Source organism: Azospirillum sp. TSH64, assembly GCF_003116035.1.
In the GTDB taxonomy this organism is placed as follows: Bacteria; Pseudomonadota; Alphaproteobacteria; order Azospirillales; family Azospirillaceae; genus Azospirillum.
Genome location: NZ_LGQW01000015.1, coordinates 1,659,874 through 1,681,587, shown reverse-complemented (window position 1 = coordinate 1,681,587; position 21,714 = coordinate 1,659,874). Strand labels below are relative to the sequence as shown.

Annotated in this window: 22 protein-coding genes; 6 read left to right on the top strand and 16 right to left on the bottom strand. The window is 67.6% G+C overall.

Going from position 1 to position 21,714, the window contains the following annotated elements:
* Positions 1–69: 69 nt before the first annotated feature.
* Positions 70–1,152 (bottom strand): DNA methyltransferase, encoded by a 1,083-nt coding sequence (locus TSH64_RS09230; RefSeq protein WP_098736160.1) that lies wholly within the window; start codon positions 1,150–1,152, stop codon positions 70–72.
* Positions 1,153–1,241: 89 nt separating this feature from the next.
* On the bottom strand, positions 1,242–1,907 hold the full coding sequence (locus tag TSH64_RS09225) for a ribonuclease HII (protein ID WP_109096492.1): 666 nt from the start codon (positions 1,905–1,907) through the stop codon (positions 1,242–1,244).
* Positions 1,908–2,130: 223 nt separating this feature from the next.
* On the opposite strand from TSH64_RS09225, the gene TSH64_RS09220 reads away from it, so the two are divergent.
* The gene (locus TSH64_RS09220) at positions 2,131–2,628 is read left to right on the top strand and encodes a YchJ family protein (RefSeq protein ID WP_109096491.1); all 498 of its coding nucleotides are present in this window, start codon (positions 2,131–2,133) and stop codon (positions 2,626–2,628) included.
* A gap of 245 nt (positions 2,629–2,873) precedes the next feature.
* Positions 2,874–3,482 carry a cold shock domain-containing protein gene (locus tag TSH64_RS36590; RefSeq protein ID WP_109096490.1) on the top strand — a complete coding sequence of 203 codons (609 nt, stop codon included), beginning with the start codon at positions 2,874–2,876 and terminating at the stop codon, positions 3,480–3,482.
* Positions 3,483–3,570: 88 nt separating this feature from the next.
* Here TSH64_RS36590 and TSH64_RS09210 read toward each other — a convergent pair whose 3' ends face one another.
* Positions 3,571–4,050: an Lrp/AsnC family transcriptional regulator gene (locus TSH64_RS09210; RefSeq protein WP_109048989.1), complete on the bottom strand. Its 480-nt coding sequence runs from the start codon at positions 4,048–4,050 to the stop codon at positions 3,571–3,573.
* 146 nt (positions 4,051–4,196) lie between these two features.
* On the opposite strand from TSH64_RS09210, the gene TSH64_RS09205 reads away from it, so the two are divergent.
* Positions 4,197–4,814, top strand: coding sequence for a DedA family protein (locus TSH64_RS09205; RefSeq protein ID WP_247872828.1), 618 nt, complete (start codon positions 4,197–4,199; stop codon positions 4,812–4,814).
* A gap of 107 nt (positions 4,815–4,921) precedes the next feature.
* A complete protein-coding gene (locus TSH64_RS09200; RefSeq protein ID WP_109096488.1) occupies positions 4,922–5,608 on the top strand; it encodes an alpha/beta hydrolase in 687 nt (228 codons plus the stop codon).
* Here the strand turns inward: TSH64_RS09200 and TSH64_RS09195 are convergent.
* Positions 5,601–6,353, bottom strand: coding sequence for an AraC family transcriptional regulator (locus tag TSH64_RS09195; RefSeq protein WP_109096487.1), 753 nt, complete (start codon positions 6,351–6,353; stop codon positions 5,601–5,603). The genes TSH64_RS09200 and TSH64_RS09195 overlap by 8 nt on opposite strands.
* Positions 6,354–6,689: 336 nt before the next feature.
* On the opposite strand from TSH64_RS09195, the gene TSH64_RS09190 reads away from it, so the two are divergent.
* Positions 6,690–8,198 carry an acetyl-CoA hydrolase/transferase family protein gene (locus tag TSH64_RS09190; protein ID WP_109096486.1) on the top strand — a complete coding sequence of 503 codons (1,509 nt, stop codon included), beginning with the start codon at positions 6,690–6,692 and terminating at the stop codon, positions 8,196–8,198.
* A 61-nt stretch (positions 8,199–8,259) separates the two neighbouring features.
* Here TSH64_RS09190 and TSH64_RS09185 read toward each other — a convergent pair whose 3' ends face one another.
* The 12 genes from TSH64_RS09185 to TSH64_RS09130 all read right to left on the bottom strand — a co-directional run bounded on the left by TSH64_RS09185 (position 8,260) and on the right by TSH64_RS09130 (position 20,509).
* A complete protein-coding gene (locus TSH64_RS09185; RefSeq protein WP_109096485.1) occupies positions 8,260–8,445 on the bottom strand; it encodes a hypothetical protein in 186 nt (61 codons plus the stop codon).
* 131 nt (positions 8,446–8,576) lie between these two features.
* Positions 8,577–9,296: a Fe-S cluster assembly protein HesB gene (locus TSH64_RS09180; protein WP_109452446.1), complete on the bottom strand. Its 720-nt coding sequence runs from the start codon at positions 9,294–9,296 to the stop codon at positions 8,577–8,579.
* 69 nt (positions 9,297–9,365) lie between these two features.
* The gene (locus TSH64_RS09175; protein ID WP_109096484.1) at positions 9,366–11,198 is read right to left on the bottom strand and encodes a NahK/ErcS family hybrid sensor histidine kinase/response regulator; all 1,833 of its coding nucleotides are present in this window, start codon (positions 11,196–11,198) and stop codon (positions 9,366–9,368) included.
* A 3-nt stretch (positions 11,199–11,201) separates the two neighbouring features.
* On the bottom strand, positions 11,202–12,374 hold the full coding sequence (gene nosP / locus TSH64_RS09170; RefSeq protein ID WP_247872827.1) for a nitric oxide-sensing protein NosP: 1,173 nt from the start codon (positions 12,372–12,374) through the stop codon (positions 11,202–11,204).
* Positions 12,375–12,515: 141 nt separating this feature from the next.
* A complete protein-coding gene (locus TSH64_RS09165) occupies positions 12,516–12,908 on the bottom strand; it encodes a DUF779 domain-containing protein (RefSeq protein ID WP_109096482.1) in 393 nt (130 codons plus the stop codon).
* A 92-nt stretch (positions 12,909–13,000) separates the two neighbouring features.
* The gene (gene adh, locus TSH64_RS09160; RefSeq protein ID WP_109096481.1) at positions 13,001–14,521 is read right to left on the bottom strand and encodes an aldehyde dehydrogenase; all 1,521 of its coding nucleotides are present in this window, start codon (positions 14,519–14,521) and stop codon (positions 13,001–13,003) included.
* 169 nt (positions 14,522–14,690) lie between these two features.
* Positions 14,691–15,704, bottom strand: coding sequence for a formate dehydrogenase subunit gamma (locus tag TSH64_RS09155; protein WP_109096480.1), 1,014 nt, complete (start codon positions 15,702–15,704; stop codon positions 14,691–14,693).
* A gap of 37 nt (positions 15,705–15,741) precedes the next feature.
* On the bottom strand, positions 15,742–16,377 hold the full coding sequence (fdh3B, locus tag TSH64_RS09150) for a formate dehydrogenase FDH3 subunit beta (RefSeq protein ID WP_098736175.1): 636 nt from the start codon (positions 16,375–16,377) through the stop codon (positions 15,742–15,744).
* Positions 16,378–16,399: 22 nt separating this feature from the next.
* Positions 16,400–19,312: a formate dehydrogenase subunit alpha gene (locus TSH64_RS09145; protein WP_109096479.1), complete on the bottom strand. Its 2,913-nt coding sequence runs from the start codon at positions 19,310–19,312 to the stop codon at positions 16,400–16,402.
* 20 nt (positions 19,313–19,332) lie between these two features.
* Positions 19,333–19,557, bottom strand: coding sequence for a twin-arginine translocation signal domain-containing protein (locus TSH64_RS09140; RefSeq protein WP_109096478.1), 225 nt, complete (start codon positions 19,555–19,557; stop codon positions 19,333–19,335).
* Complete coding sequence (locus TSH64_RS09135; RefSeq protein WP_109096477.1) at positions 19,554–20,162, bottom strand: molecular chaperone TorD family protein; 609 nt, start codon at positions 20,160–20,162, stop codon at positions 19,554–19,556. Before TSH64_RS09135 ends, TSH64_RS09140 begins: the two co-directional genes overlap by 4 nt.
* Before the next feature lie 140 nt (positions 20,163–20,302).
* On the bottom strand, positions 20,303–20,509 hold the full coding sequence (locus tag TSH64_RS09130) for a hypothetical protein (protein ID WP_109096476.1): 207 nt from the start codon (positions 20,507–20,509) through the stop codon (positions 20,303–20,305).
* A 172-nt stretch (positions 20,510–20,681) separates the two neighbouring features.
* On the opposite strand from TSH64_RS09130, the gene nadA reads away from it, so the two are divergent.
* Positions 20,682–21,692: a quinolinate synthase NadA gene (nadA, locus tag TSH64_RS09125; protein WP_109096475.1), complete on the top strand. Its 1,011-nt coding sequence runs from the start codon at positions 20,682–20,684 to the stop codon at positions 21,690–21,692.
* The last annotated feature ends 22 nt before the right edge of the window (positions 21,693–21,714 follow it).

Sequence of the window (21,714 nt, the reverse complement as noted above, 5' to 3'; positions counted from 1 at the left end):
GCAACGCCACCGCTGCCAAGCAACCGTCCCGGCCGGCGCCTATGCCGGACGGACAGGTCTGGGATGGACTCAGTGCATTTCCGAGCGGATGCGCTCGCGCAGCACGTCGATCGGGCGCAGATCCTCGCCCTCCTCGTAATGCCAGAAGGTCCAGCCGTTGCAGGCCGGCAGGCCGGCCATCGCCGCCCCCACCTGATGGATCGAGCCGCGATGGTCGCCGCGCGGGCCGGAGCCGATCAGTGTGCCGTCGGCGCGCACGCGGGCGGCGACGCGGCGGCGGTGGTCGAACAGGGTCGAGCCGGGGCGCAGCAGCCCGCGCTCCACCACCCAGCCGAAGGGAATGCGCGGTGCGGCGCGCTTCGGCGGGGTGTCGAGGATCGCCGCCTCCGGCGCCTCCTCCACCGCGTCGATCCGGGCCTGGGCCGCCTTGACATAGGTGTCGTCGCGCTCCAGCCCGATCCACTTGCGGCCCAACCGCTTGGCGACAGCCCCGGTGGTGCCGGTGCCGAAGAAGGGATCCAGCACCACGTCGCCGGGGCGGGAGGAGGACAGGATCACCCGGTACAGCAGCGATTCCGGCTTCTGCGTCGGGTGGGTCTTCTTGCCGTCCTCGTCGCGCAGCCGTTCGCCGCCGTTGCAGATCGGCAGCAGCCAGTCGCTGCGCATCTGAAGATCCTCGTTGAGGCTCTTCATCGCGTCGTAATTGAAGCGGTAGCGCGCATCCTTGTCGCGGGCCGCCCAGATCATCGTCTCATGGGCGTTGGCGAAACGGGTTCCCCGGAAGTTCGGCATCGGATTGGTCTTGCGCCAGACGATGTCGTTCAGAATCCAGAATCCCAGATTCTGCAGCGTGGCGCCGACCCGGAAGATGTTGTGATAGCTGCCGATCACCCACAGCGAGCCTTCCGGCTTCAGGATGCGGCGGGCGGCCGCCATCCAGTCCTGGGTGAAGCGGTCATAGGCTTCGAAATCGTCGAACTTGTCCCACTCGTCATCCACCCCGGCGACGCGGGTGTGGTTCGGCCGCAGCAACTCACCCCCCAACTGCAAGTTGTAGGGCGGATCGGCGAAGATGAGATCGACCGAAGCGGGCGGCAGATCGTTCATGAGAGCGATGCAATCGCCGACCAGGATACGGTTTTCAGGGAGCATTTCACGACCGGCAAAGAACTGGGACTCGGCCGGACAATGAGTCTCGACCGAGTCGCCGTCAACAGCTTTCTTTGCCAAGTGACGACGGCTCAGCCGCTCAGTGCCCTTTGGCGTTTCACTGGTGCAAAACTGACTCGGTGATGCGGCGTGACACCGTGGCGGGTCAGCGCATCCAGATGCTCCGGTGTCGGATAGCCGGCGTTTCGGTCCCATCCATAGTGTGGATACTGGACCGACAACCGCAACATCTCGCTGTCGCGCGCCACTTTGGCGAGAATAGACGCGGCGGCGATGGACTGGCTGCGGCTGTCGCCCTTGACGACCGCCACCCGCTCGCACGCGATGTCGGGGGTGAATTTGCCGTCCACCAGCGCCGCGTCGGGGGCCGGGCCGGGCAGCGCCAGATAGGCCCGCTTCATCGCCAGCAGCGTCGCCTTGTGGATGTTCAGTTCGTCGATCTCGGCGGCCGACGCCTCGGCGATGGCGAAGGCCAGCGCATGCGCGCGGATCGCCGGTTCGATCTCCTCGCGCAGGCGCCGGTTGACCGCCTTGCTGTCGTCGATCAGGGCGGCGATCTCCGGCGGCAGCCCTTCGGGCGGCAGCACCACGGCGGCGGCGACCACCGGGCCGCAGAGCGGGCCGCGCCCGACCTCGTCGATGCCGCAGACGCGGCGTCCGGGACCGAAGCCGGCCTCCAGCGACAGGTCCGGGCGTTGCCGGGGGATGGCGGCTTTGCGGGGCGCTTTGGCAGGCATGGGAGCGGGCAGCCTTCCGGGCAGCAGTGGAACGTCGGTTGGAATGGGGCCGCTTGATAGCGGCGGCGGAGTCCGCGCGCAAGGCCACCGCCGATCGTGCCGCAGATTGCGGCCTTTTGCGCCAACCAGCCTCTTGAGAAGCGGCGCACGGCTGCGCTATGGATGCGCCCCGCGAAGCCGGACAGCATCCATCACCCGCCCCGCCATCACCCGAGAGCAGGCCATGACCGACACGACCCAGACCGCCGCCGAATGCCCCTGCCGTTCCGGCAAGCCGCTGGACGCCTGCTGCGGACCCTATCTGGCCGGCATGCCCGCCCCGACGGCCGAGGCGCTGATGCGCTCGCGCTATTCCGCCTTCGCCACCGGCAACATCGACTATCTGCACGACACGCTGCTGCCCAGCACCCGCGACGACTTCAACCGTGAAGAGATCGAGACCTGGGCTAAGAACAGCGTGTGGACCGGTGTGGAGATCCGTTCGACCGAGGACGGCCAGCCCGGCGACAGCGAGGGGATCGTCGAGTTCGTCGCCCGTTTCAGCATGAACGGCAAGCCGATGACCCACCACGAGACCAGCCGCTTCACCCATACGGACGGCCGCTGGTACTATGTGGACGGCCAGCTTGGCGCCCGTCCGCGCAGCGGCCCCAAGGTCGGCCGCAACGACCCCTGCCCCTGCGGCAGCGGCAAGAAATACAAGAAGTGCCACGGCGCCTGACCGGTTCGGCTCTTGAGTCGCGGCTGAATCGTCACGCTGCATCTGCACAAAAAACCGCCGAAGCGCCCCGCCCCGCCTGCCCGTCAGGCGGCGGCGGAGTTTTTGTTGTGCGCGGATGGTGAAAATGCGCAATCCCGATTGAATTATGGGTCGGAACCGATCATCCTTCGCCTGCCCTGTTCCGGGTGTCCCTTCTTTGGTTTTTGCCGGGATGGGGTTTAACACGACAGATGAGACGATAACTGATGTTCGACCGTCCGCAGCGCTCTTCCTTCCGCGCTCCTGAAATCACCCAGCGCGACATCCGCGCCACCGTCAAGTGGTTCAACGCCACCAAGGGCTTCGGCTTCGTCACCCCCGACGATGGGTCGCCCGACGCTTTCCTGCACTCCACGGTTCTGCAGTTCTGCGGACACGACAGCCTGCCCGAAGGCGCCACCATCACCTGTGACCTGTCGCGCGGCCCGAAGGGCCCGCAGGTCGCCACCATCCACGCGGTCGACACCTCGACCGCCGCTCCGAGCCGTCCGTCGCGCGCCCCGCGCGAGCGTGACAGCTGGGGCAACGACGGCGGCTACGGCGGCGGCAACAGCTACGGCGGCGGCAGCCGCGGCGGTTACGACAGCTACGGCGATTCGGACGGCGGCGAAGTCGTCGACGGCACGGTGAAGTGGTTCAACGTGTCGAAGGGCTTCGGCTTCATCGCCCCGTCGACCGGCGGCAAGGACATCTTCGTGCACATCCGTGCGCTGGAGCGGTCGGGCATCAACGGCCTGGACGACGGTGCGCAGGTCCGCGTCACCATCCGCCAGGGCGCCAAGGGTCCCGAGGCTCAGCGCGTCGAGATGGCCTGATCTCTCATCGGTCGTTGTGATGTGAAAAAGCCCCCGCTCCACCGGAGCGGGGGCTTTTTCATTGATGCCGTTCAAGAAAGTTGGCTGCTCACTCCAGATGGTCCAGCGGCAGCCGGGTCTCGAACTTCACCTCCTTCAGGGTGACGCTCGATTTGACGTGCGACACCGCGGGGATGGAGAAGATGCGCTCGCTGAGGAAGCGGCCGTAATCCTCAGTGGTCGGCACGACGATGCGCAGCAGATAGTCGGCGTCGCCGGTGACCGCGAAACATTCCAGCACCTCCGGCATGCCGGCGATGGCGGTCTCGAACTGGTCGACCGCATTCTCCTTGTGGCGCTCCAGCGTGACATGGGCGAAGACGCATTCGCCGAGCCCCAGCTTGCGCGGGTCGAGCTGCACCGTGTAGCGGCGGATGACGCCGATCTCCTCCATCGACCGCACCCGGCGCCAGCAGGGGGAGGCCGACAGCCCGACCGTGTCGCCCAGTTCCTGCATGGTCAGGCGGGCATTCTCCTGCAGGGCCGCCAGGATCCCCTTCTCATGCCGGTCGAGCTTGATCGCCGCCATTGGCACTTTCTCCGTCCATCCAATCGTTGCATCTGCAAACATAAGCAGGGCCGGCAGCCGGTGCGAGCCCTTCCATGCAACCAATCGCCCCGTCGCGGTGTTGCTCCGGCGGTGGGTGGCGGGTCGGCAGGCGCGAGGAGAAGACCGTGTTCGATTGGATTGTCGGTATGGTGGAGCAGACGGGCTATCTCGGCGTCGCTCTGCTGATGTTCGCGGAGAACCTGTTTCCCCCCATTCCATCGGAGCTGATCCTGCCGCTGGCCGGCTTCACCGCCGCAAGGGGCGACCTTGGTCTGCCGATGATCATCGTTTCGGGCACCGTGGGTGCGGTGCTGGGGGCGCTGTTCTGGTACGGGATCGGCCGCTGGGTCGGCAGCCGCCGGCTGAAACAGTGGGCGGCACGCCATGGCCGCTGGCTGACCATCGCACCGGAGGAGGTGGACGAGGCCGCCGCCCATTTCCGCGAGCATGGCGGCCGGGCGGTGCTGATCGGCCGGATGATCCCGGCGGTGCGCACGCTGATCTCCATCCCCGCCGGGGTGTCGAACATGGCGCTGGTGCCGTTCCTGCTCTACACCACGCTGGGCACCGCGATCTGGACGACCTTCCTGGCAAGCGCCGGCTATCTGCTGGAGGACCGCTACCAGCAGATAGCCAACTGGGTGAACCCGGTGTCCAACATCGTCGCCGCCGGGATCGCCCTCTGGTACGTCTACCGCGTCGCCACCTTCGGCCGGCGGTCGGCCCGCCAGCCGGCGGAATAACGGCCAAGCCCTTTTCCGCATTGAGGAAAAGCGCCTCGCCCGCTCTGGACGGCCCGGCTTCCGCCATGCTCTGACTGGCGGGTCCGACCGCCTGTGGGAGCCTTTCCATGAGTTCCAATCCGACCATCATCCTCGTCCATGGCGCCTTCGCCGACGGTTCCTCCTGGGGCCGGGTGATCGCCCGCTTGCAAGCGGAAGGCTTCGCGGCGGTCGCGGTGCAGAACCCGCTGGTTTCGCTCGACGACGATGTCGCCCATGTCCAGCGCGCCATCGACCGGACCAGGGGGCCGGTGGTGCTGGTCGGCCATTCCTGGGGCGGGGCGGTCATCACCCAGATCGGCGAGCAGGAGCGGGTGAAGTCCCTCGTCTATGTCGCCGCCTTCGCTCCCGACGTCGGGCAATCGCCGAACGACACGCTGAAGCCCTTCCCGCCGTCGGCCGGCCTGTCGGGCGTGTCGGTGGACAAGGGCCGCTTCCTGACCCTGACGCCGGAGGGCATGGCCCGCAATTTCGCCCAGGACCTGCCGGCGGAGGAGGTCGCCCTGCTGGCCGCCACCCAGGGGCCGGTCGCGGCGGCCTGCTTCGCCAGCAAGGTCAGCGCCGCCGCCTGGAAGACCAAACCCGCCTGGTATGTCGTCGCCAGCCAGGACCGCATGCTGCCGCCGGACTTCCTGCGCGCCACCGCCTCGCGCATCGGCGCCCGGACGGTCGAAATCGAAAGCGGCCATGCCCCCCACCTGTCGCGTCCCGATGCGGTGGCCGCGGTGATCGTCGAAGCGGCCCGCGCTATCTAGACCGTCGCACCGCCCCTGGCGTGGTGCCGCGCCGCCGCCGCAGGCTGCGGGTCAGGGCGCTCTGGTCGGAGAATCCCACCGCCAACGCCACCTCCGCCAGCGGCAGGCGACCGTCCCGCAGCAGCGCCTCCGCCCGGTCCAGCCGCAATTCGGCCAGCAGGCGGGCCGGTGTGCTGCCGGTGCGGGCGCGGAAGCGTTCATGGAACCGGCTGGGCGCCAGACCGGCCGCCTCGGCCAGCTCCGCCACCGTCAGCGCTTCGCCGCAGCGCTCCGCCATCAGGGCCAGGGCGCGGTCGATGGGATCCTTTGTTGATACGGCGGGCGATACGGGTGGCGGTTGGCGCGCCTCCAGGGCGCGCAGCAGCAGTCCCGCCGAGTGATGGGCCAGCACCGGGTCGAGCGGCCGGTCGGCCGCCTCCGCCGCGAGATAGCGCACGAGCCCATCCAGCGCCCCGTCGATGGCGAAGAAGGCATTGCAGGCGCGCACCGCCGCCTCCGGCACCAGCCCAGCGGCCGGTACATCCAGCACGACAAAGCGGTTGGCACCGCCGCTGCGGAAGCTGTGCGGCACGCCGTCGGCCACCAGCACCCCGCGCCCGTCTCCCACCCGGCCGCAGGCGCCGCCGACTTCCATGTCGAGGGTGCCGGCGATGGGCAGCACGATCTGGTGATGGTCATGCGCGTGCCGCCGTTCATGCCCGTCGTAACTGCGGGTGCTGACGGTCGGCCGATGCGGGGACGCCACGCCGGCGGACTCCTGGAATCGGTTCGAGAGACCGATGGTACGCCCTCGACCATTCCGCCGGCAACCGCCCCGTTGCCGGACGATGCTTGCCAAATACCGATTTGCGAAACTGTGTTTCGGCAAATATCCATACAATCGAACGAAGTCTCTGGTCGCATTCCGAACGGATATGGCGATATTCGCCCACCCATTCACTTCTCCGTGACCTGATATTCCGGACGAACGGTTGCGGTATCGGACAGCCCGTCCTTATGAGTATTTTCAAATAAGAAAAACGAACACCAAGGCACGGATCGTTCGTCATTCGACAAAAAACACTCATAAAAGGAACGCCCGATGTACCGAGATCGCATCCGCCTGAAATCCTTGTGGGGCAAGGTGGTGCCGGCGGAGGAAGCCGCTTTCCTTATCAAGGACGGCATGACCGTGGGCATGAGCGGCTTCACCCGTGCCGGCGACGCCAAGGCGGTGCCGCTGGCGCTGGCCGAGCGCGCCGCGTCGGAGAAGCTGAAGATCACGCTGATGACCGGCGCCTCGCTGGGCAACGACGTGGACCGGATCCTGACGGAGGCGGGGGTGCTGTCGCGCCGCCTGCCCTTCCAGGCCGACCCGGTGCTGCGCAAGGCGATCAACCGCGGCGAGGTGATGTTCGTCGACCAGCATCTGTCGGAAACGGTGGAACTGCTGCGCTCGCGCCAGATGGGGCCGGTCGATGTCGCGGTGATCGAGGCCTGTGCCATCACCGACACCGGCGGGATCGTGCCGACCACCTCCATCGGCAATTCGGCGACCTTTGCCATCCTGGCCAAAAAGATCATCATCGAGCTGAACCTGACCCAGCCGCTGGATCTGGAGGGGATGCACGACGTCTATATCCCGACGCGCCGCCCCTTCCGCGAACCGATCCCGGTGGTGACGGCGGAAAGCCGGGCCGGCCTGCCCTACATACCCATCGATCCGTCGAAGATCGCCGCCATCGTGGTGACGCGCAAGCAGGACAGCTCGGCCAGCATCCTGCCGCCCGATGACGAGACCAACGCCATCGCCGGCCACCTCATCGAGTTCTTCGGCCGCGAGGTGAAGCAGGGCCGGCTCGGCCGGTCGCTGGCGCCGCTCCAGGCCGGCATCGGCACCATCGCCAACGCGGTGCTGCACGGGCTGATCGACGGGCCGTTCCACGATCTGACCATGTACAGCGAAGTGCTGCAAGACAGCACCTTCGAGCTGTTCGACGCCGGCAAGTTGAATTTCGCGTCCGGCTCATCGATCACGCTCAGCGCCGGCAAATATGCCGAGGTGCTGCCGAGAATTAGTTCCTACAAGGGCCGACTGCTGCTGCGCCCGCAGGAGATCTCCAACCATCCCGAGGTGATCCGCCGCCTGGGCGTCATCGGCATCAACACGGCGCTGGAGTGCGACATCTACGGCAACGTCAACTCGACACACGTCAACGGCACGCAGATGATGAACGGCATCGGCGGCTCCGGCGACTTCGCCCGCAACAGCCACCTCGCCATCTTCGTCACCAAGTCGCTGGCCAAGGGCGGCGCCATCTCCAGCATCGTGCCGATGGTCACCCATGTCGACCACAATGAGCATGACGTCGATGTGCTGGTGACGGAGGTCGGGCTGGCCGACCTGCGCGGTCTGGCGCCGCGCGAGCGGGCGGAGACCATCATCCGCAACTGCGTCCATCCCAGCTACCGAGAACTGGCGGCCGACTATCACCGCCGGGCGCTTCAGCGCGGTGGCCACACCCCGCACCTGCTGGAGGAAGCCTTCGCCTGGCACAGCCGCTTCCAGCAGACCGGCAGCATGATCCCGGCGCCGCTGGCGGCCGAATAGGCTCCCTCAAAAACGGGCGGGCCGCGGAATGCCGCGGCCCGTTCCCGTTACAGGCATGCTGTCAGACGTGCTGCCCGCCGCGGCGCTCCAAGTAGAGGAGCAGGGCGGGATAGTAGTGCTTGCGTTCGGACGAAATCTTCTCGCAGAAACGGCGGGCGGCTCCACTCTTGATCCAGTCCTCAAGCTGGCCGTTCTGCCGTTTTTCCGCGACGATGGCATCGATCGCGTCCAAAATCTTGTGAATCACCTCAGGCCTCGTCTTATGGAGATCCGAGCGGCGTCTTCGTCGCCCTCACGATCCTATATGCGCTCTGCATCCGGCGAACGGCCCTGCATTCTGGGAATGGCTGCGTGTTGCAATGCACAAAACGAATGGCTTCACGCCCTCTCCCGCTCATCCTCCGATGGCCGCAGAGCCTGACCGGTCGGGCAGAGCCGCAGCAGCACACAGCGGTCGCAGGCCGGTGCCTGATGGTAGCAGCAGCGCTGGCCGTGCAGCATCATGACCTCATGGTTGTCATAGACCTGCTGGGCGTCCCACCCCTCCGGCAGTTGCGCCGACAGCACGGCGTGGGACGGGCCGACGGCGAGAGTGGCGGGGATCAGGCCGGTGCGCACGGCAACGCGGTGATGGTGGCTGTCCACCGGCAGCGCCGCCTGCCGCAGGGTGGAGAAGCTGAGCACCGCCGCACTGGTCTTCGGCCCGACACCTGGCAACTCCTCCAGCCACGCCCGGGCCTCGGGCACCGGCATGCCGGACAACAGGTCGAGCGACAGGCTGCCGACCCGCTCGGTGATGCGGCGCAGGATGGCCTGGATGCGCGGCGCCTTCTGCTCCGGCCAGGTGACGCCGGCGATGGTCGCCTCCACTTCGGCAACCGGCGCGTCGCGCACCGACTGCCAATCCGGCCAGCGCCGCCGCAGCGCCTTGAAGGCGGCGCCCGAGGCCGCATTGCGGGTGCGGTGCGACAGCAGCGACGACACCAGCTCGCTGAGCGGGTCGAGGCTGTGGAAATAGGCGACCGGGCAGCCGTAGACGGTGCACAGCAGCCGGTGGATTTCGAGCGCCTTGTCGCGCAACGCAGCGGGGTCGGTCATGAAAACCGACAACAGCCGAACCGGCAAGGCGTTACCGGTAAATCATCAGGCTCTCTTCGCCGCCCGCCCCTACCCCACCAGCCCCGACATCACCGCGCGCAGCTGCGCCGGCTTCACCGGCTTGTTCAGCACCAGGCAGCCGGCCGCCTTGGCCTCGTCCGCCAGTTCCGGCGTGCGGTTGGCGGTGACGATCACGGCAGGCAGGATGCGGCCGCAGGCGGCGCGCAGCCGCGCCACCTCGTCCACCCCCAGCACGCCGTCGTCGAGGTGATAGTCGGCGATCAGCAGATCAGGCGGCTGCGGCATGCCGGACAGCAGCGCCAGAGCCTCGTCGCCGTTGGTGGCCGACACCACGTCGCAGGCCCAGCCGCGCAGCAGCGCCTCCATCCCCGCCACCACCGCCGGTTCGTTGTCCAGCACCAGCACCGAGGTGCCGGCCAGCCGGTTGGTCATCGGCCGGGCGGCGATGCTGGCCGGGCGGACGGCGCGGCGCTCGGTCCCGCGCGGCACGGTGACGGCGAAGACGGAGCCCCGGCCCGGCTCAGACCGCACGGTGATCGGGTGGTCCAGCATGCGGGCGACGCGGTCGACGATGGCGAGCCCCAGCCCCATGCCGCGGTCGCGCCCCTTGGTGACGGGGGTGTCGAGACGGCGGAATTCCTGGAAAATCTCGGTGATCTTGTCGCGCGGGATGCCGGGGCCGTTGTCCCACACCTCGATGCGGATGCCGCCGTCACCGGTGCGGCGGCAACCGACCACCACCCGGCCTCCCTGGACGTAGCGCAGCGCGTTGGACAGGAAATTCTGCACGATCCGGCGCAACAGCCGCATGTCGCTGCGCACCACCGCCCCCGACCCCACCACCTTCAAATCGATGCCGCGCTCCGCCGCCACCGCGGCATATTCGGTGGCGAGCGGCGCCAGGATGCCGCGCAGCGGAAAGTCGGTCACCTCCGGCGTCACCGCCCCGGCATCGAGCTTGGAGATGTCGAGCAAAGCCGACAGCAGATCCTCCACCGACGTCAGCGCCGCGTCGACGTTCTCCACCAGCTCCGCATTGGCGTCGGGCTGTTCCAGGTCGGCGAGCGCCGAGACGAACAGGCGGGCGGCGTTCAGCGGCTGCAACAGGTCGTGGCTGGCGGCGGCGATGAAGCGTGTCTTGGACAAATTGGCCTGATCGGCCTGGGACTTGGCCTGCTGCAACTGGTCGTTCAGCATCATCAGCGCGGACTTCTCCGCCTGTTCGGATTCGCGCCGCCGCTCCTCCTCGCGCTTGATGACGGTGATGTCGGTGTAGACGCCGACGATGCCGCCGTCCCGTGTGCGCCGCTCGTTCACCTGGATCCAGCGGCCGTCGGACAGCCGGTTCAGGAAGACGCCCTTCAGGTCGTGGCGGTGCTCCATCCGTTCGCGCAGCCAGACGTCGGGCGGCGGCTCGGCGACGGCACCGGCGGCGGCGACCATCGCCACCAGATCGTTGAAGCGGATGCCGGCCTGGATGCGGCCCGCCACCGACGGCCAGTAGGACAGGTATTTGCGATTGCACAGCACCAGCCGGTCAGCGGAATCGAACAGGGCGAACCCCTCGTTCACCGACTCGATCGCCTCGAACAGGCGGGTGCGCATGGTGTCCGCCAGCTCCTTGGCGCGGGCGAGGTCGCGGTTGCTGTCCTCCAGCTTGTGCAGGGCGCGTTCCAGCTCCAGCGTGCGCTCGCGGATCTTCTGTTCCAGCACGATGGCGGTCTGGAACAGCGAGAAGGCGCCGCCCTGGAAATCCATCGACCGCTCGACGCGGTCCATCAGCACCTTGTTGATGCGCTGGAGCTTGGCATTCTCCCGCTCCAGCTCGGCGATGCGGTCGGCGGGGTCGAGTGTCCAGTTGCGGGTCTGCATGCCGGCCATGGCTTAGCGCCCTCCGATGGCGACGCCCGTGAAGGTCTGGTTGACGTGCATGCCGTTGACCTGCTCGCCATAGGCGCAGAACCCGACGACGCGGTGACGGGCCAGCCGGTCGGACATCACGGCGTTCAGCTGCCGCTGCTCCATCTCCAGCCGGCGCAGGATGCAGTCGCAGCCGAGGATCAGGTCGGGGGCGCCGACCTCCGCCTCGATGCCCTCGATCAGCCCGTCGAAATTGGCGACCGGATCGACCCCCTCCGCCACCGTCAGGACGATGCCCTCGTCGATGGCGCAGAAGAAGGTCAGGCTCTCGTCGTCGTTCACCTTCTGGATCGAGCGGACATGATACTGGCCGCCGACCCGCACCACGACCGGGTGGGAGGCGAAGATCATCGGGGTCAGCGGCTCCCCCTCCAGCCCGACCAGACGGGCATATTCGCGGCCTGCCGGCTCGGCATTGATCTCATGGACGATGCGGTGCTGCGGATCGGCGCCGGTGACCACCATCTTGCGGTCGGAGCTGACGAAATGCTGGGTGCGGAAGACGGTGAAGGGCCGCGTCGTGGTGAACAGCGCCACCACCGCGGCGTCTGCGTGGAAGGCGCCCTCATGCAGGACGAAAGTGCGTTCGAAATGCAGGTCGTCGCCGGCCGAGGCGCCGAACAGCGGGATGTCGATCAGCGCGTTGTGCAGTGCGCTGACCACCGTCTCCTCGCTCATCGACAGCCCGTCGATCAGCAGCATGGCGAAGCTGCGGGCCTCCTCGCCCAGCGGCACCGGGCGGGTCCCCATCGCGCGGTCGCGGCGCGACAGCAGCGACCGCGCGATGGCGGTGCTGTCGGCGATCTCGAAGCGGTCGACATGGTCGACCAGCGCGGTGACGATGCAGAAATCCTCGGTCGGGAAGCCCACCGCCACCAGGGCGTTGGTGGTGTAGCCGCCGGGGCCGATCTCCCCCGCCGTGGTGCAGCCGATCACCGGCACCATGCCGAACTGCCCCGCCAGCGCGTCTGCCAGCGCCTCGCGGTCATAGCTTGGGGCGCAGAAGACGACCACCAGTTCCAAAGCCACCTCGCCCAGCCCGGCGCGCAGTTCCCGCGCCGCCTCGTCCGGGCGTTCGGCATGGGTGACGGCGCGCGGCATGCCGTCGCCGGAGGTCGGCCGTACCGGCCCCGTCACGGAAGTCTCTCCTGCGGACATGGCTTCCCCCTGCACCCCTCGCTCCGTCCGCGGATGCGATCCGGCAAGGGTACTCCAGGGATGGCGGCGGGCAAGACCAATCCGCGGACCGGTGAAGGAGGACATGATGCGGGGCGGCTCCTAAACAGTCTCGGCCGGTTGCGGATCGGGCAGGCCGGCCAGCTCCCCGTCGGTGAACAGGCGGGCCCTGGCGATGAAGCGGACGCCGTCCGGAGCCTCGATCGAGAAGCCGCCGCCGCGTGCCTGGATAACGTCCAGGATGACCTGGGTGTTGCGCCACCATTGGAAGGTGTCGTCGGACATGCAGAAGGGCGCACCGGCGACCGTGCCGAGGCACAGGTCGCGACCGCCCATCCTGAACTCCCCCTTCGGCAGGCAGAGCGGCGCCGTACCGTCGCAGCAGCCGCCCGACAGGTGCAGCATCAGCGGCCCGTGCTTCGCGGCAAGCCGGTCCAGCAGGGCGACGGCCTCGGGCGTGGCGGTCACGCGGTCAGTCGGGGTTGGGGCGGTCATGGTGGTCCTTTATCACGAAACCACACGGAGAAAGAAAAAAGGCCGGGGGACACGCCCCCGGCCCAGGTTTGCCCGATAGGGAGGAGCAGGGCTCAGAAGAAGCCGAGCGCTTTCGGGCTGTAGCTGACCAGCAGGTTCTTGGTCTGCTGGTAGTGGTCGAGCATCATCTTGTGCGTCTCGCGGCCGATGCCGGACTTCTTGTAGCCACCGAAGGCGGCGTGCGCCGGGTACAGGTGGTAGCAGTTGGTCCAGACGCGGCCGGCCTGGATGCCGCGGCCCATGCGGAAGGCGCGGTTGCCGTCACGGCTCCACACGCCGGCGCCCAGGCCGAACTCGCTGTCGTTGGCGATGGCCAGTGCCTCTTCCTCGGTCTCGAAGGTCGTCACGGCGACGACCGGGCCGAAGATCTCCTCCTGGAAGATGCGCATCTTGTTGTGGCCTTCGAGGATGGTCGGCTGCACGTAGTAGCCGCCCTCCAGCTCGCCGCCCAGATGGGCGCGCTCGCCGCCGATCAGGACCTTGGCGCCCTCGGCCTTGCCGATCTCGATGTAGGAGAGGATCTTCTCAAGCTGCTCCTGCGACGCCTGGGCGCCGATCATGGTGCCGCCGTCCAGCGGGTGGCCTTGGGCGATCTTGGCGACGCGCTCGACCGCCAGCTTGATGAAACGGTCGTAGATCGACTTCTGGATCAGGACGCGGCTGGGGCAGGTGCAGACCTCGCCCTGGTTCAGCGCGAACATCGCGAAGCCTTCCAGCGCCTTGTCGAGGAACTCGTCGTCGGCGGCCATCACGTCTTCGAAGAAGATGTTCGGCGACTTGCCGCCCAGCTCGACGGTCGACGGGATGATGTTCTCCGACGCGTATTGCAGGATCAGGCGGCCGGTCGAGGTCTCGCCGGTGAAGGCGATCTTCGAGATGCGCTTGTTGGTGGCGAGCGGCTTGCCGGCCTCGATGCCGAAGCCGTTGACGATGTTCAGCACGCCGGGCGGCAGCAGGTCGCCGATGATCTCGGCCAGCACCATGATCGCCATCGGGGTCTGCTCGGCCGGCTTCAGCACGATGCAGTTGCCGGCGGCCAACGCCGGGGCCAGCTTCCAGGCGGCCATCAGCAGCGGGAAGTTCCAGGGAATGATCTGGCCGACGACGCCCAGCGGCTCATGGAAATGGTAGGCGTAGGTGGTGTGGTCGATCTCGGCGATCGAACCTTCCTGGGCGCGGATGCAGCCGGCGTAGTAGCGGAAATGGTCGATGGCCAGCGGAACGTCGGCAGCGCGGGTCTCGCGGATCGGCTTGCCGTTGTCCAGCGTCTCGGCCAGCGCGATGACCTCCAGCCGCTCTTCCATGCGGTCGGCGATCTTCAGCAGGATGTTCGAGCGCTCGGTCGGCGAGGTGCGGCCCCAGGCATCCTTGGCGGCGTGGGCGGCGTCGAGCGCCAGCTCCACATCGGCGGCCTGGGAACGGGCGATCTCGCACAGCGGCTTGCCGGTGATCGGGGTGAGATTGGTGAAGTATTGGCCATCCACCGGCGCAACCCACTGACCACCGATATAGTTGTCGTAGCGGGGGCGGAGCGCGATCTGCTTCTGGAGCGTGTCGAGAGCCTGGTGGAGCATTTGGGCCGTTCCTCTCAGTGTGGTGAACCGGTCAGGTCTCCGGTCCAGCGCGTTTGTCGAGGGCCATTCAGCCACTCTGAGAGGGAGGGGGTAAATTGTACTATGGAAGGAGACGGTCGGCGGGTGGGATTGTTCGTGTCCCACCCTATGAACGCATCGGTGTGTCGCTTCACTCCGCCGGCTGGCGCCCCTCGACATAGCCCTTGCGCAACTGCTCCTGATACCAGCGGCGGTGGTGCTCCATCGCCCAGTTCTCGTCCACCTCGCCGCAGCCCATGGCGTCGAAGGCGCCCTCCATGCCGATGGTGCCGATGTAGATGTGGCCGATCACCGCGGCGATCAGGCCCGCCGCCAGCAGGCCGTGGATGACGTGCATGATCTGCATGCCGCCGATCCCGGAAACGGCGAAGGGCACCATCATCAGATAGCCGGTGGCCGCCATGCCGATGCCGCCCAGCACGATGCTCCAGAACACCAGCTTCTGTCCGGCGTTGAAGCGCCCGGCCTCCGGATGCTGCCCACCGGCCTTGGAGAAGAGCCCGCCTGCCGTCCTGATCCAGGTCCAGTCGGCCTTTTCCGGAATGTTGTCGCGCAGCCACAGGCCCATGATCATCAGCAGCCCGACGACGAAGGGCACGCTGACGAAGTTGTGGATCGACTTGGCGTATTCCGCCAGCGGCGTGAAGGCCTGATGGCCGATCAGTGGGATCAGCAGCGGCCGGCCGAAGGTCAGGATCACCCCGGTCAACGCCATGAGCAGAAAGCTGACCGCCGTCGTCCAATGGGCGAAGCGGTCCAACCCGTTGAAGCGCAGGACCAGCCGCCCCGACTTGCCGCCATGGATGCGGATGGTGCCGCGATAGAGGAAGAAGATCGCCAGGACCGCCGTCATGCCGATGGCGAGCCCGGCGATCGCCAGCCGCAGCGTGTGGGTGCGCCACTCCCGCCATTCCCGCCCTTCCGGCTGGACCAGCACCGCCAGCTTTTCGTCCGGGATGCTGACGCGGCCGATCAGCTTGTCGTCCTGCGGGACGTAGAGCGGCACCTGCTCCTTGGTGGTCGGCGAGTTCTGGCCGGGCACCTGGGTGAGCTGCGCTTGTGCGAAAGTCGAAGCGGCCAGACTCTGAACGGCCAGCAGGGCGATCAGCAGCAGGGCGTGCAGGGGGAGTCTGGTGGGGCGCATGATGGTCTCCCGGAATGGACTTTACTTGCGGAGGCGCTCACGCCCCTCCCGTGCCAGGCCCGCCCGGTGCGAAGGGAGAGCCGCGGTCGTTGCGGCCATAGGCGGTCGACCAGCCCGGCGCGCCCGAGCCGTAGCCGCGGCGCAGCGAGCGCTCCTGATAGATGTCGGCCAGCACCGCCCCGTCGCCGCCCATCAGCGCGCGGGTGGAGCACATCTCGGCGCAGAGCGGCAGCTTGCCCTCGGCCAGCCGGTTGGCGCCGTATTTCTGGTATTCCTCGACGCTGCCGTCCGGTTCGGGGCCGCCGGCGCAGAAGGTGCACTTGTCCATCTTGCCGCGGCTGCCGAAATCGGTGGTGCGCGGGTATTGCGGGGCGCCGAACGGGCAGGCGTAGAAGCAGTAGCCGCAGCCGATGCAGAGATCCTTGCTGTGCAGCACCACCCCGTCGGCGGTTTGCAGGAAGCAGTCGACCGGACAGACCGCGGCGCAGGGCGGGTCGTTGCAGTGCATGCAGGCCATGGAGATCGACCGCTCGCCCGGCTTGCCGTCGTTCAGCGTGACCAGCCGGCGGCGGTTGATGCCCCACGGCACCTCATGCTCGTTCTTGCAGGCGGTGACGCAGGCGTTGCATTCGATGCAGCGTTCGGCGTCGCACAGGAACTTCATCCGGGCCATTGTTCTGTTCAGCTCCCGTACGTCACGCCGGCTCGACCCGGCAGAGGGTGACCTTGGTTTCCTGCATGAAGGTGACGGGGTCGTAGCCGTAGGTCGTCACCCCGTTCACCGGCTCGCCCAGCACGATGGGGTCGGTGTCGGGCGGGTAGTTGCCGCGCAAGCTGTCGCCCTGCCAGTAGCCGGAGAAGTGGAAGGGCATGAACACCGTGCCGCCGCCGACGCGGTCGGTCACCAGCGCCTTGACCTTGGCCTTGCTGCCGTCCTCCGGCCCATAGACCCAGACCCAGGCGCCGTCCCTGATGCCCAGCCGCTCGGCGTCCTTGGTGTTGATCTCCGCGAACATCGACTGCTGCAACTCGGCCAGCCACGGGTTGGACCGGGTCTCCTCGCCGCCGCCCTCATATTCGACCAGCCGGCCGGAGGTCAGCACCATGGGGAAGCGCTGGCGCAGGTCGCTGTCCGCCACCTTGAACTGCAACGAGCGGGCAAGCTGGACCAGACGGAAGTCGCGCCGGTCCTCGATGGCCGGGAAAGCCTTCACCAGATCGGGGCGCGGGGAATAGATCGGCTCGCGGTGGACCGGCACCGGGTCGGGCAGGTTCCAGGCGACGGCGCGCGCCTTGGCGTTGCCGTGCGGCACGCAGCCATGCTTCAGCGCGACGCGGATGATGCCCATCGACAGGTCGGTCTGCCAGCTGACATTGTCCACCTCGGCCCCGCCGCCGCCGATGGCCTGGATGACGCGCATCTCGTCGGGCGTCAGGTCCTTGTCCCAGCCCAGCTTCTTCAGCACGGCCATGGTGAATTCGGGATAGCCGTCCTCGATCTCCGACCCCTTGGAATAGGAGCCGTCGGCCAGCAGCGAGACGCCGTTGCGCTCCACCCCGAAGCGGGCGCGGAAGACGCCGCCGCCGTCCATCACATGCTTGGAGGTGTCGTAGAGCACGGCCGATCCCGGATGCCTGATCTCCGGATGGCCCCAGCTCGGCCAGGGCAGGCCGTAGTAATCGCCGGCGCAGGGGCCGGAGGCGGCCCGCATGGTGATCTTGTCGAAGTCGGCCTGATGCTTCATGTGCATCTTCAACCGTTCCGGCGACTGGCCGGTGGCGCCGATGGACAGGCAGCTTCGGTTCATCTCGCGCAGGATGTCCTCCGGCACCGGCCGGTCCTTCTCCACCGTGATGTGCTTGAACATCTCGTCGGCGAAGCCGAGCTTGCGCGCCAGCAGATAGATGATGGCGTAGTCGTCCTTCGACTCGAAGATCGGCTCCACCACCTTCTCGCCCCACTGCATCGAGCGGTTGGAGCAGGTGCGCGAACCGTCGGTCTCGAACTGGGTGCAGGCCGGCAGGATGTAGGTGCCGTTGCGCCGCTCTTTGATGGCGGCGAAGGTGGTCGGGTGCGGGTCGGCGATGACCAACAGGCTCAGCTTCTCCAGCCCCTTCACCATCTCCGGCATGCGGGTGACGGTGTTGCCGCCATGGCCGAAGCACATCATGGCGCGGAGCGGGCTCGGCTGGTCGATCTCGCCGGGCTTCGCCAGCACGGCATCGAACCAGCGGGTGGTCGGGATGCCCTTGGCCTCCATCAGGTCCTTGGTGGCGAAGCGACCCTTCAGATAGTCGTACTCGACGTCCCAGGCGCGGGCGAAATGCTTCCACGCCCCTTCCGCCAGCCCGTAATAGGCGGGCAGCGTGCTGACATCGAGGCCGAAGTCGGTGGCGCCCTGCACGTTGCAGTGGCCGCGGTAGATGTTGGCGCCGCCGCCGGCCACGCCGATGTTGCCCAGCGCCAGCTGCAAAATCGACAGGGCGCGGACGTTGGCGGTGCCGACCGTGTGCTGGGTGACGCCCATGCACCAGATCACCGTGCTGGGCTTGTTCTTGGCCAGCGCCTCCGCCACCCGGCGAAGCTGCGACCCGGGGGCGCCGGTCACCCGCTCCACCTCTTCCGGAGTCCACTTCTTCACCTCGGCGCGGATCTCGTCCATGCCGTAAACGCGCTGGCGGATGTACTCCTTGTCCTCCCAGCCATTCTCGAAGATGTGCCACAGCAGGCCCCAGGCGACCGGGATGTCGGTGCCGGGACGAATGCGCACATACTCGGTGGCATGGGCGGCGGTGCGGGTGAAACGCGGGTCGATGACGATGAAGGGGGCGCGGTTGTGCTCCTTGCCGCGCAGCATGTGCTGCATCGACACTGGGTGCGCCTCGGCCGGGTTGCCGCCGACGATCAGCAGCGCCTTGGAGTTCTGGATGTCGTTGTAGCTGTTGGTCATGGCGCCGTAGCCCCACGTGTTCGCCACGCCGGCGACCGTGGTGGAGTGGCAGATGCGCGCCTGGTGATCGACGTTGTTGGTGCCCCAGAAGGCCGCCAGCTTGCGGTAGAGATAGGCGCCCTCGTTGGAGAATTTGGCCGAGCCCAGCCAGAACACCGCGTCCGGCCCGGATGCCTTGCGGATGTCCATCAGCTGGTTGCCGATCTCCTCGATCGCCTGGTCCCAGCCGATGCGCTGCCAGACGCCGTCGACCAGCTTGAGCGGGTATTTGACGCGGCGGGTGCCCTTGGTCAGCTCGCGCACCGAAGCGCCCTTGGCACAGTGGGTGCCCTGGTTGATCGGGCTTTCCCAGCCCGGCTCCTGACCGACCCAGACGCCGTTCTGCACCTCGGCGATCACCGTGCAGCCGACCGAGCAGTGGGTGCAGACATTCTTGCGCGTCACCACCTCGACATTCGGCAGGATGGGGCCCGCCTCCGCCTTGCGGATCATGGCACCCGGCAGCGCGCCGACGGCGGCGATGCCGCCCGCGGCAAGGCCGGACCGGCGCAGGAAGCCACGGCGGCTGACGCCCGATTCCAGACTGTCGGCCAAGGCCGCGACCAGACCGGACCGCTTTGCGCCTGCCGCTTTCGCCGAGCTGCGTTTGACCAGCATGGACACCCTCCGGATCGCCCTTAGAGGCGGTTCAGCGCGTAGAAGCGCTTGACGTGTTCGGTTTCGCGGTAGCGGGACTTCACCTGCTCCTGCGGCGATTCCATTGCCTGCGCCTCGTCGCCGACCGGCAGCACGGCAGCCGCTGCGGCGCCGGCGGCCCCCAGGCCCAGCGTCTTCAGGATGTCGCGGCGTTGCAGGGGATTGCGTGCGGCGGAATTGCACGACGGATCTTGCGGCGTCTTCATGCGTCGGCCCCTTCCAATTCGTCGATCTGTCTGCTCAGGGCCTCCTGCTCGATTTCCAGGAACAGGCGGCCGATGGTGCCGACCGGGCGGTAGAGGCCGGCCGCCTCCGCCGCCTCCAGATCCTGGAAGAAGCGCCCGGCCCAGGGCGTCAGGTGGCTGTCCAGCATGTGGCGCTGCACCGCCGGGTCGGCCCCCTCGCGGATCAGCACGGCCATTACGTCGCAGAGCGCGGCGATGTGGTCCTCCGGCTCCGACACGTCGGGTGCCCGCTCCAGCCCCAGGGCCTGGAGGTCGGCGCGCAGGGCCGACAGCGGCCGGTCGGTCAGGAAGCCGGTGCGGTAGTAGGAGGCATAGGGGACCAGCTCGCCCTGGACGACGCCGATGAACAGCGCGTTGAACTCCCGCTCAGCCGCCTGTGGTTCGGCGGCGCGGGCACGGGCGGCCAGATCGTCGAAGGCCCGGCCGAGCGGCGTCGCGTCGCCGGTGAGACTGCCCAGCAGCGCCAGCAGGTCGGCGCCCGGCGGGGCGGCCAGCGTCAGCGCCAGCAGCCGGTAGACGTCGGCACGCAAGTCTTCCGCGCCGCTTTCCGGATCATGAACCGTCATCACACTCCCGCAAACCGCTCCGGAAACCCTGTGTGGGGCCATGGTCGGCCCGAGCCTAGTTAACGGCCGGCGCGGGCAAAAGTTGCCTTACCCGGTCGGGGCTACCCTGCCGGGGTCATCCGTTTTCCCCGTTGGCCGGATCATTTCTGCGTGTTGCCGGCCTGCTGGGGGTCGATCTGCGGACGGCCGGAGAAGTTGCGGTGCGCAACCGACGCCTCCTCTCCCACCCGCGCTCCGCTCGACGCGAAGGTCTCGTCGGCGCTGCGGGCGAACAGGCTCGGCAGCACCGTCCAGGCGCCGCCCGCCAGGACAACGATGGCGCAGAGCGCGGCAAGGAAGGCTTTCATCGGCAAAACTCCAGACAGCGCTGACCAGGGGGACAGGCCACGCTGCCGGCCTTCCCCGCCACCGCACAACGCCGCTTGCGCCGGATTGTTTCCGCTCCACCTTTTCTTCTTGATATACTCTTATCGAGCACATATGGTTTTGCTCAGAACGAGCATAGAGCGGAGCCGTCCGATGCCCGAGGTCGCCGAACTCGCCTACACCCCTGCCGTCGCCGCGGCGACCGCGCCGATCTTTGAGCGCATGAAACGTGTCGTGCCGGCCATCGAATGGCCCTTCCACGCGCCGCTGGTCCACGCCATCAACGAGCTGAAGCGCGAGCGCAACGCCGTCATCCTGGCGCACAACTACCAGACGCCGGAGATCTTCCACGGCGTGGCCGACATCGTCGGCGACAGCCTGGCGCTGGCCGCCAAGGCGACCGAGACCGATGCCGACGTGATCGTGCTGGCCGGCGTGCATTTCATGGCGGAGACGGCGAAGCTGCTCAATCCGGCCAAGACCGTGCTGATCCCCAGCCGCAACGCCGGCTGTTCGCTGGCCGACAGCATCACCGCCGCCGACGTCCGCCTGCTGCGCGAGGCGCATCCCGGCGTCCCGGTGGTGGCCTACGTCAACACCTCGGCCGAGGTGAAGGCGGAGGTCGACATCTGCTGCACCTCGGGCAACGCGGTGGAAGTGGTGGAGTCGCTCGGCGTCGACCGGGTGATTTTCCTGCCCGACGAGTATCTGGCGAAATACGTCGCCACCCAGACCAAGGTCGAGATCATCGCCTGGAAGGGCCATTGCGAGGTGCATGAGCGCTTCACCGGCGCCGAGATCGAGGATTTCCGCCGCCGCTTCGACCGGCTGACCGTGATCGCCCACCCCGAATGCCCGCCCGACGTGCTGGAGGCCGCCGATTTCGTCGGCTCCACCGCCCGCATGATCGACTTCGTCGGCACCGAGAAGCCGCCGCGGGTGCTGATGGTCACCGAATGCTCGATGAGCGACAACGTCGCCGCTGCCTCGCCCGAGACGGAGTTCGTGCGGCCCTGCAACCTGTGCCCGCACATGAAGACGGTGACGCTGTCGAGCATCCTGGACTCGCTGCGGACCCTGGAACCTCGCGTCGAGATCCCGGACGCGCTGGCCGCCCGTGCCCGCCGCTCGGTTGAGCGCATGCTGGCGGTGAAGCCGAAGTGAGTGTGTAGAAACGCCCTCGAAA

What these genes read in the sequence shown, in the direction of transcription:
- TSH64_RS09230 (WP_098736160.1), bottom strand. Translation starts at nt 1,152, where the DNA reads ATGCTCCCTGAAAACCGTATCCTGGTCGGCGATTGCATCGCTCTCATG.
- TSH64_RS09225 (WP_109096492.1), bottom strand. Translation starts at nt 1,907, where the DNA reads ATGCCTGCCAAAGCGCCCCGCAAAGCCGCCATCCCCCGGCAACGCCCG.
- TSH64_RS09220 (WP_109096491.1), top strand. Translation starts at nt 2,131, where the DNA reads ATGACCGACACGACCCAGACCGCCGCCGAATGCCCCTGCCGTTCCGGC.
- TSH64_RS36590 (WP_109096490.1), top strand. Translation starts at nt 2,874, where the DNA reads ATGTTCGACCGTCCGCAGCGCTCTTCCTTCCGCGCTCCTGAAATCACC.
- TSH64_RS09210 (WP_109048989.1), bottom strand. Translation starts at nt 4,050, where the DNA reads ATGGCGGCGATCAAGCTCGACCGGCATGAGAAGGGGATCCTGGCGGCC.
- TSH64_RS09200 (WP_109096488.1), top strand. Translation starts at nt 4,922, where the DNA reads ATGAGTTCCAATCCGACCATCATCCTCGTCCATGGCGCCTTCGCCGAC.
- TSH64_RS09190 (WP_109096486.1), top strand. Translation starts at nt 6,690, where the DNA reads ATGTACCGAGATCGCATCCGCCTGAAATCCTTGTGGGGCAAGGTGGTG.
- TSH64_RS09180 (WP_109452446.1), bottom strand. Translation starts at nt 9,296, where the DNA reads ATGACCGACCCCGCTGCGTTGCGCGACAAGGCGCTCGAAATCCACCGG.
- TSH64_RS09175 (WP_109096484.1), bottom strand. Translation starts at nt 11,198, where the DNA reads ATGGCCGGCATGCAGACCCGCAACTGGACACTCGACCCCGCCGACCGC.
- TSH64_RS09165 (WP_109096482.1), bottom strand. Translation starts at nt 12,908, where the DNA reads ATGACCGCCCCAACCCCGACTGACCGCGTGACCGCCACGCCCGAGGCC.
- adh (WP_109096481.1), bottom strand. Translation starts at nt 14,521, where the DNA reads ATGCTCCACCAGGCTCTCGACACGCTCCAGAAGCAGATCGCGCTCCGC.
- TSH64_RS09155 (WP_109096480.1), bottom strand. Translation starts at nt 15,704, where the DNA reads ATGCGCCCCACCAGACTCCCCCTGCACGCCCTGCTGCTGATCGCCCTG.
- fdh3B (WP_098736175.1), bottom strand. Translation starts at nt 16,377, where the DNA reads ATGGCCCGGATGAAGTTCCTGTGCGACGCCGAACGCTGCATCGAATGC.
- TSH64_RS09145 (WP_109096479.1), bottom strand. Translation starts at nt 19,312, where the DNA reads ATGCTGGTCAAACGCAGCTCGGCGAAAGCGGCAGGCGCAAAGCGGTCC.
- TSH64_RS09140 (WP_109096478.1), bottom strand. Translation starts at nt 19,557, where the DNA reads ATGAAGACGCCGCAAGATCCGTCGTGCAATTCCGCCGCACGCAATCCC.
- TSH64_RS09135 (WP_109096477.1), bottom strand. Translation starts at nt 20,162, where the DNA reads ATGACGGTTCATGATCCGGAAAGCGGCGCGGAAGACTTGCGTGCCGAC.
- TSH64_RS09130 (WP_109096476.1), bottom strand. Translation starts at nt 20,509, where the DNA reads ATGAAAGCCTTCCTTGCCGCGCTCTGCGCCATCGTTGTCCTGGCGGGC.
- nadA (WP_109096475.1), top strand. Translation starts at nt 20,682, where the DNA reads ATGCCCGAGGTCGCCGAACTCGCCTACACCCCTGCCGTCGCCGCGGCG.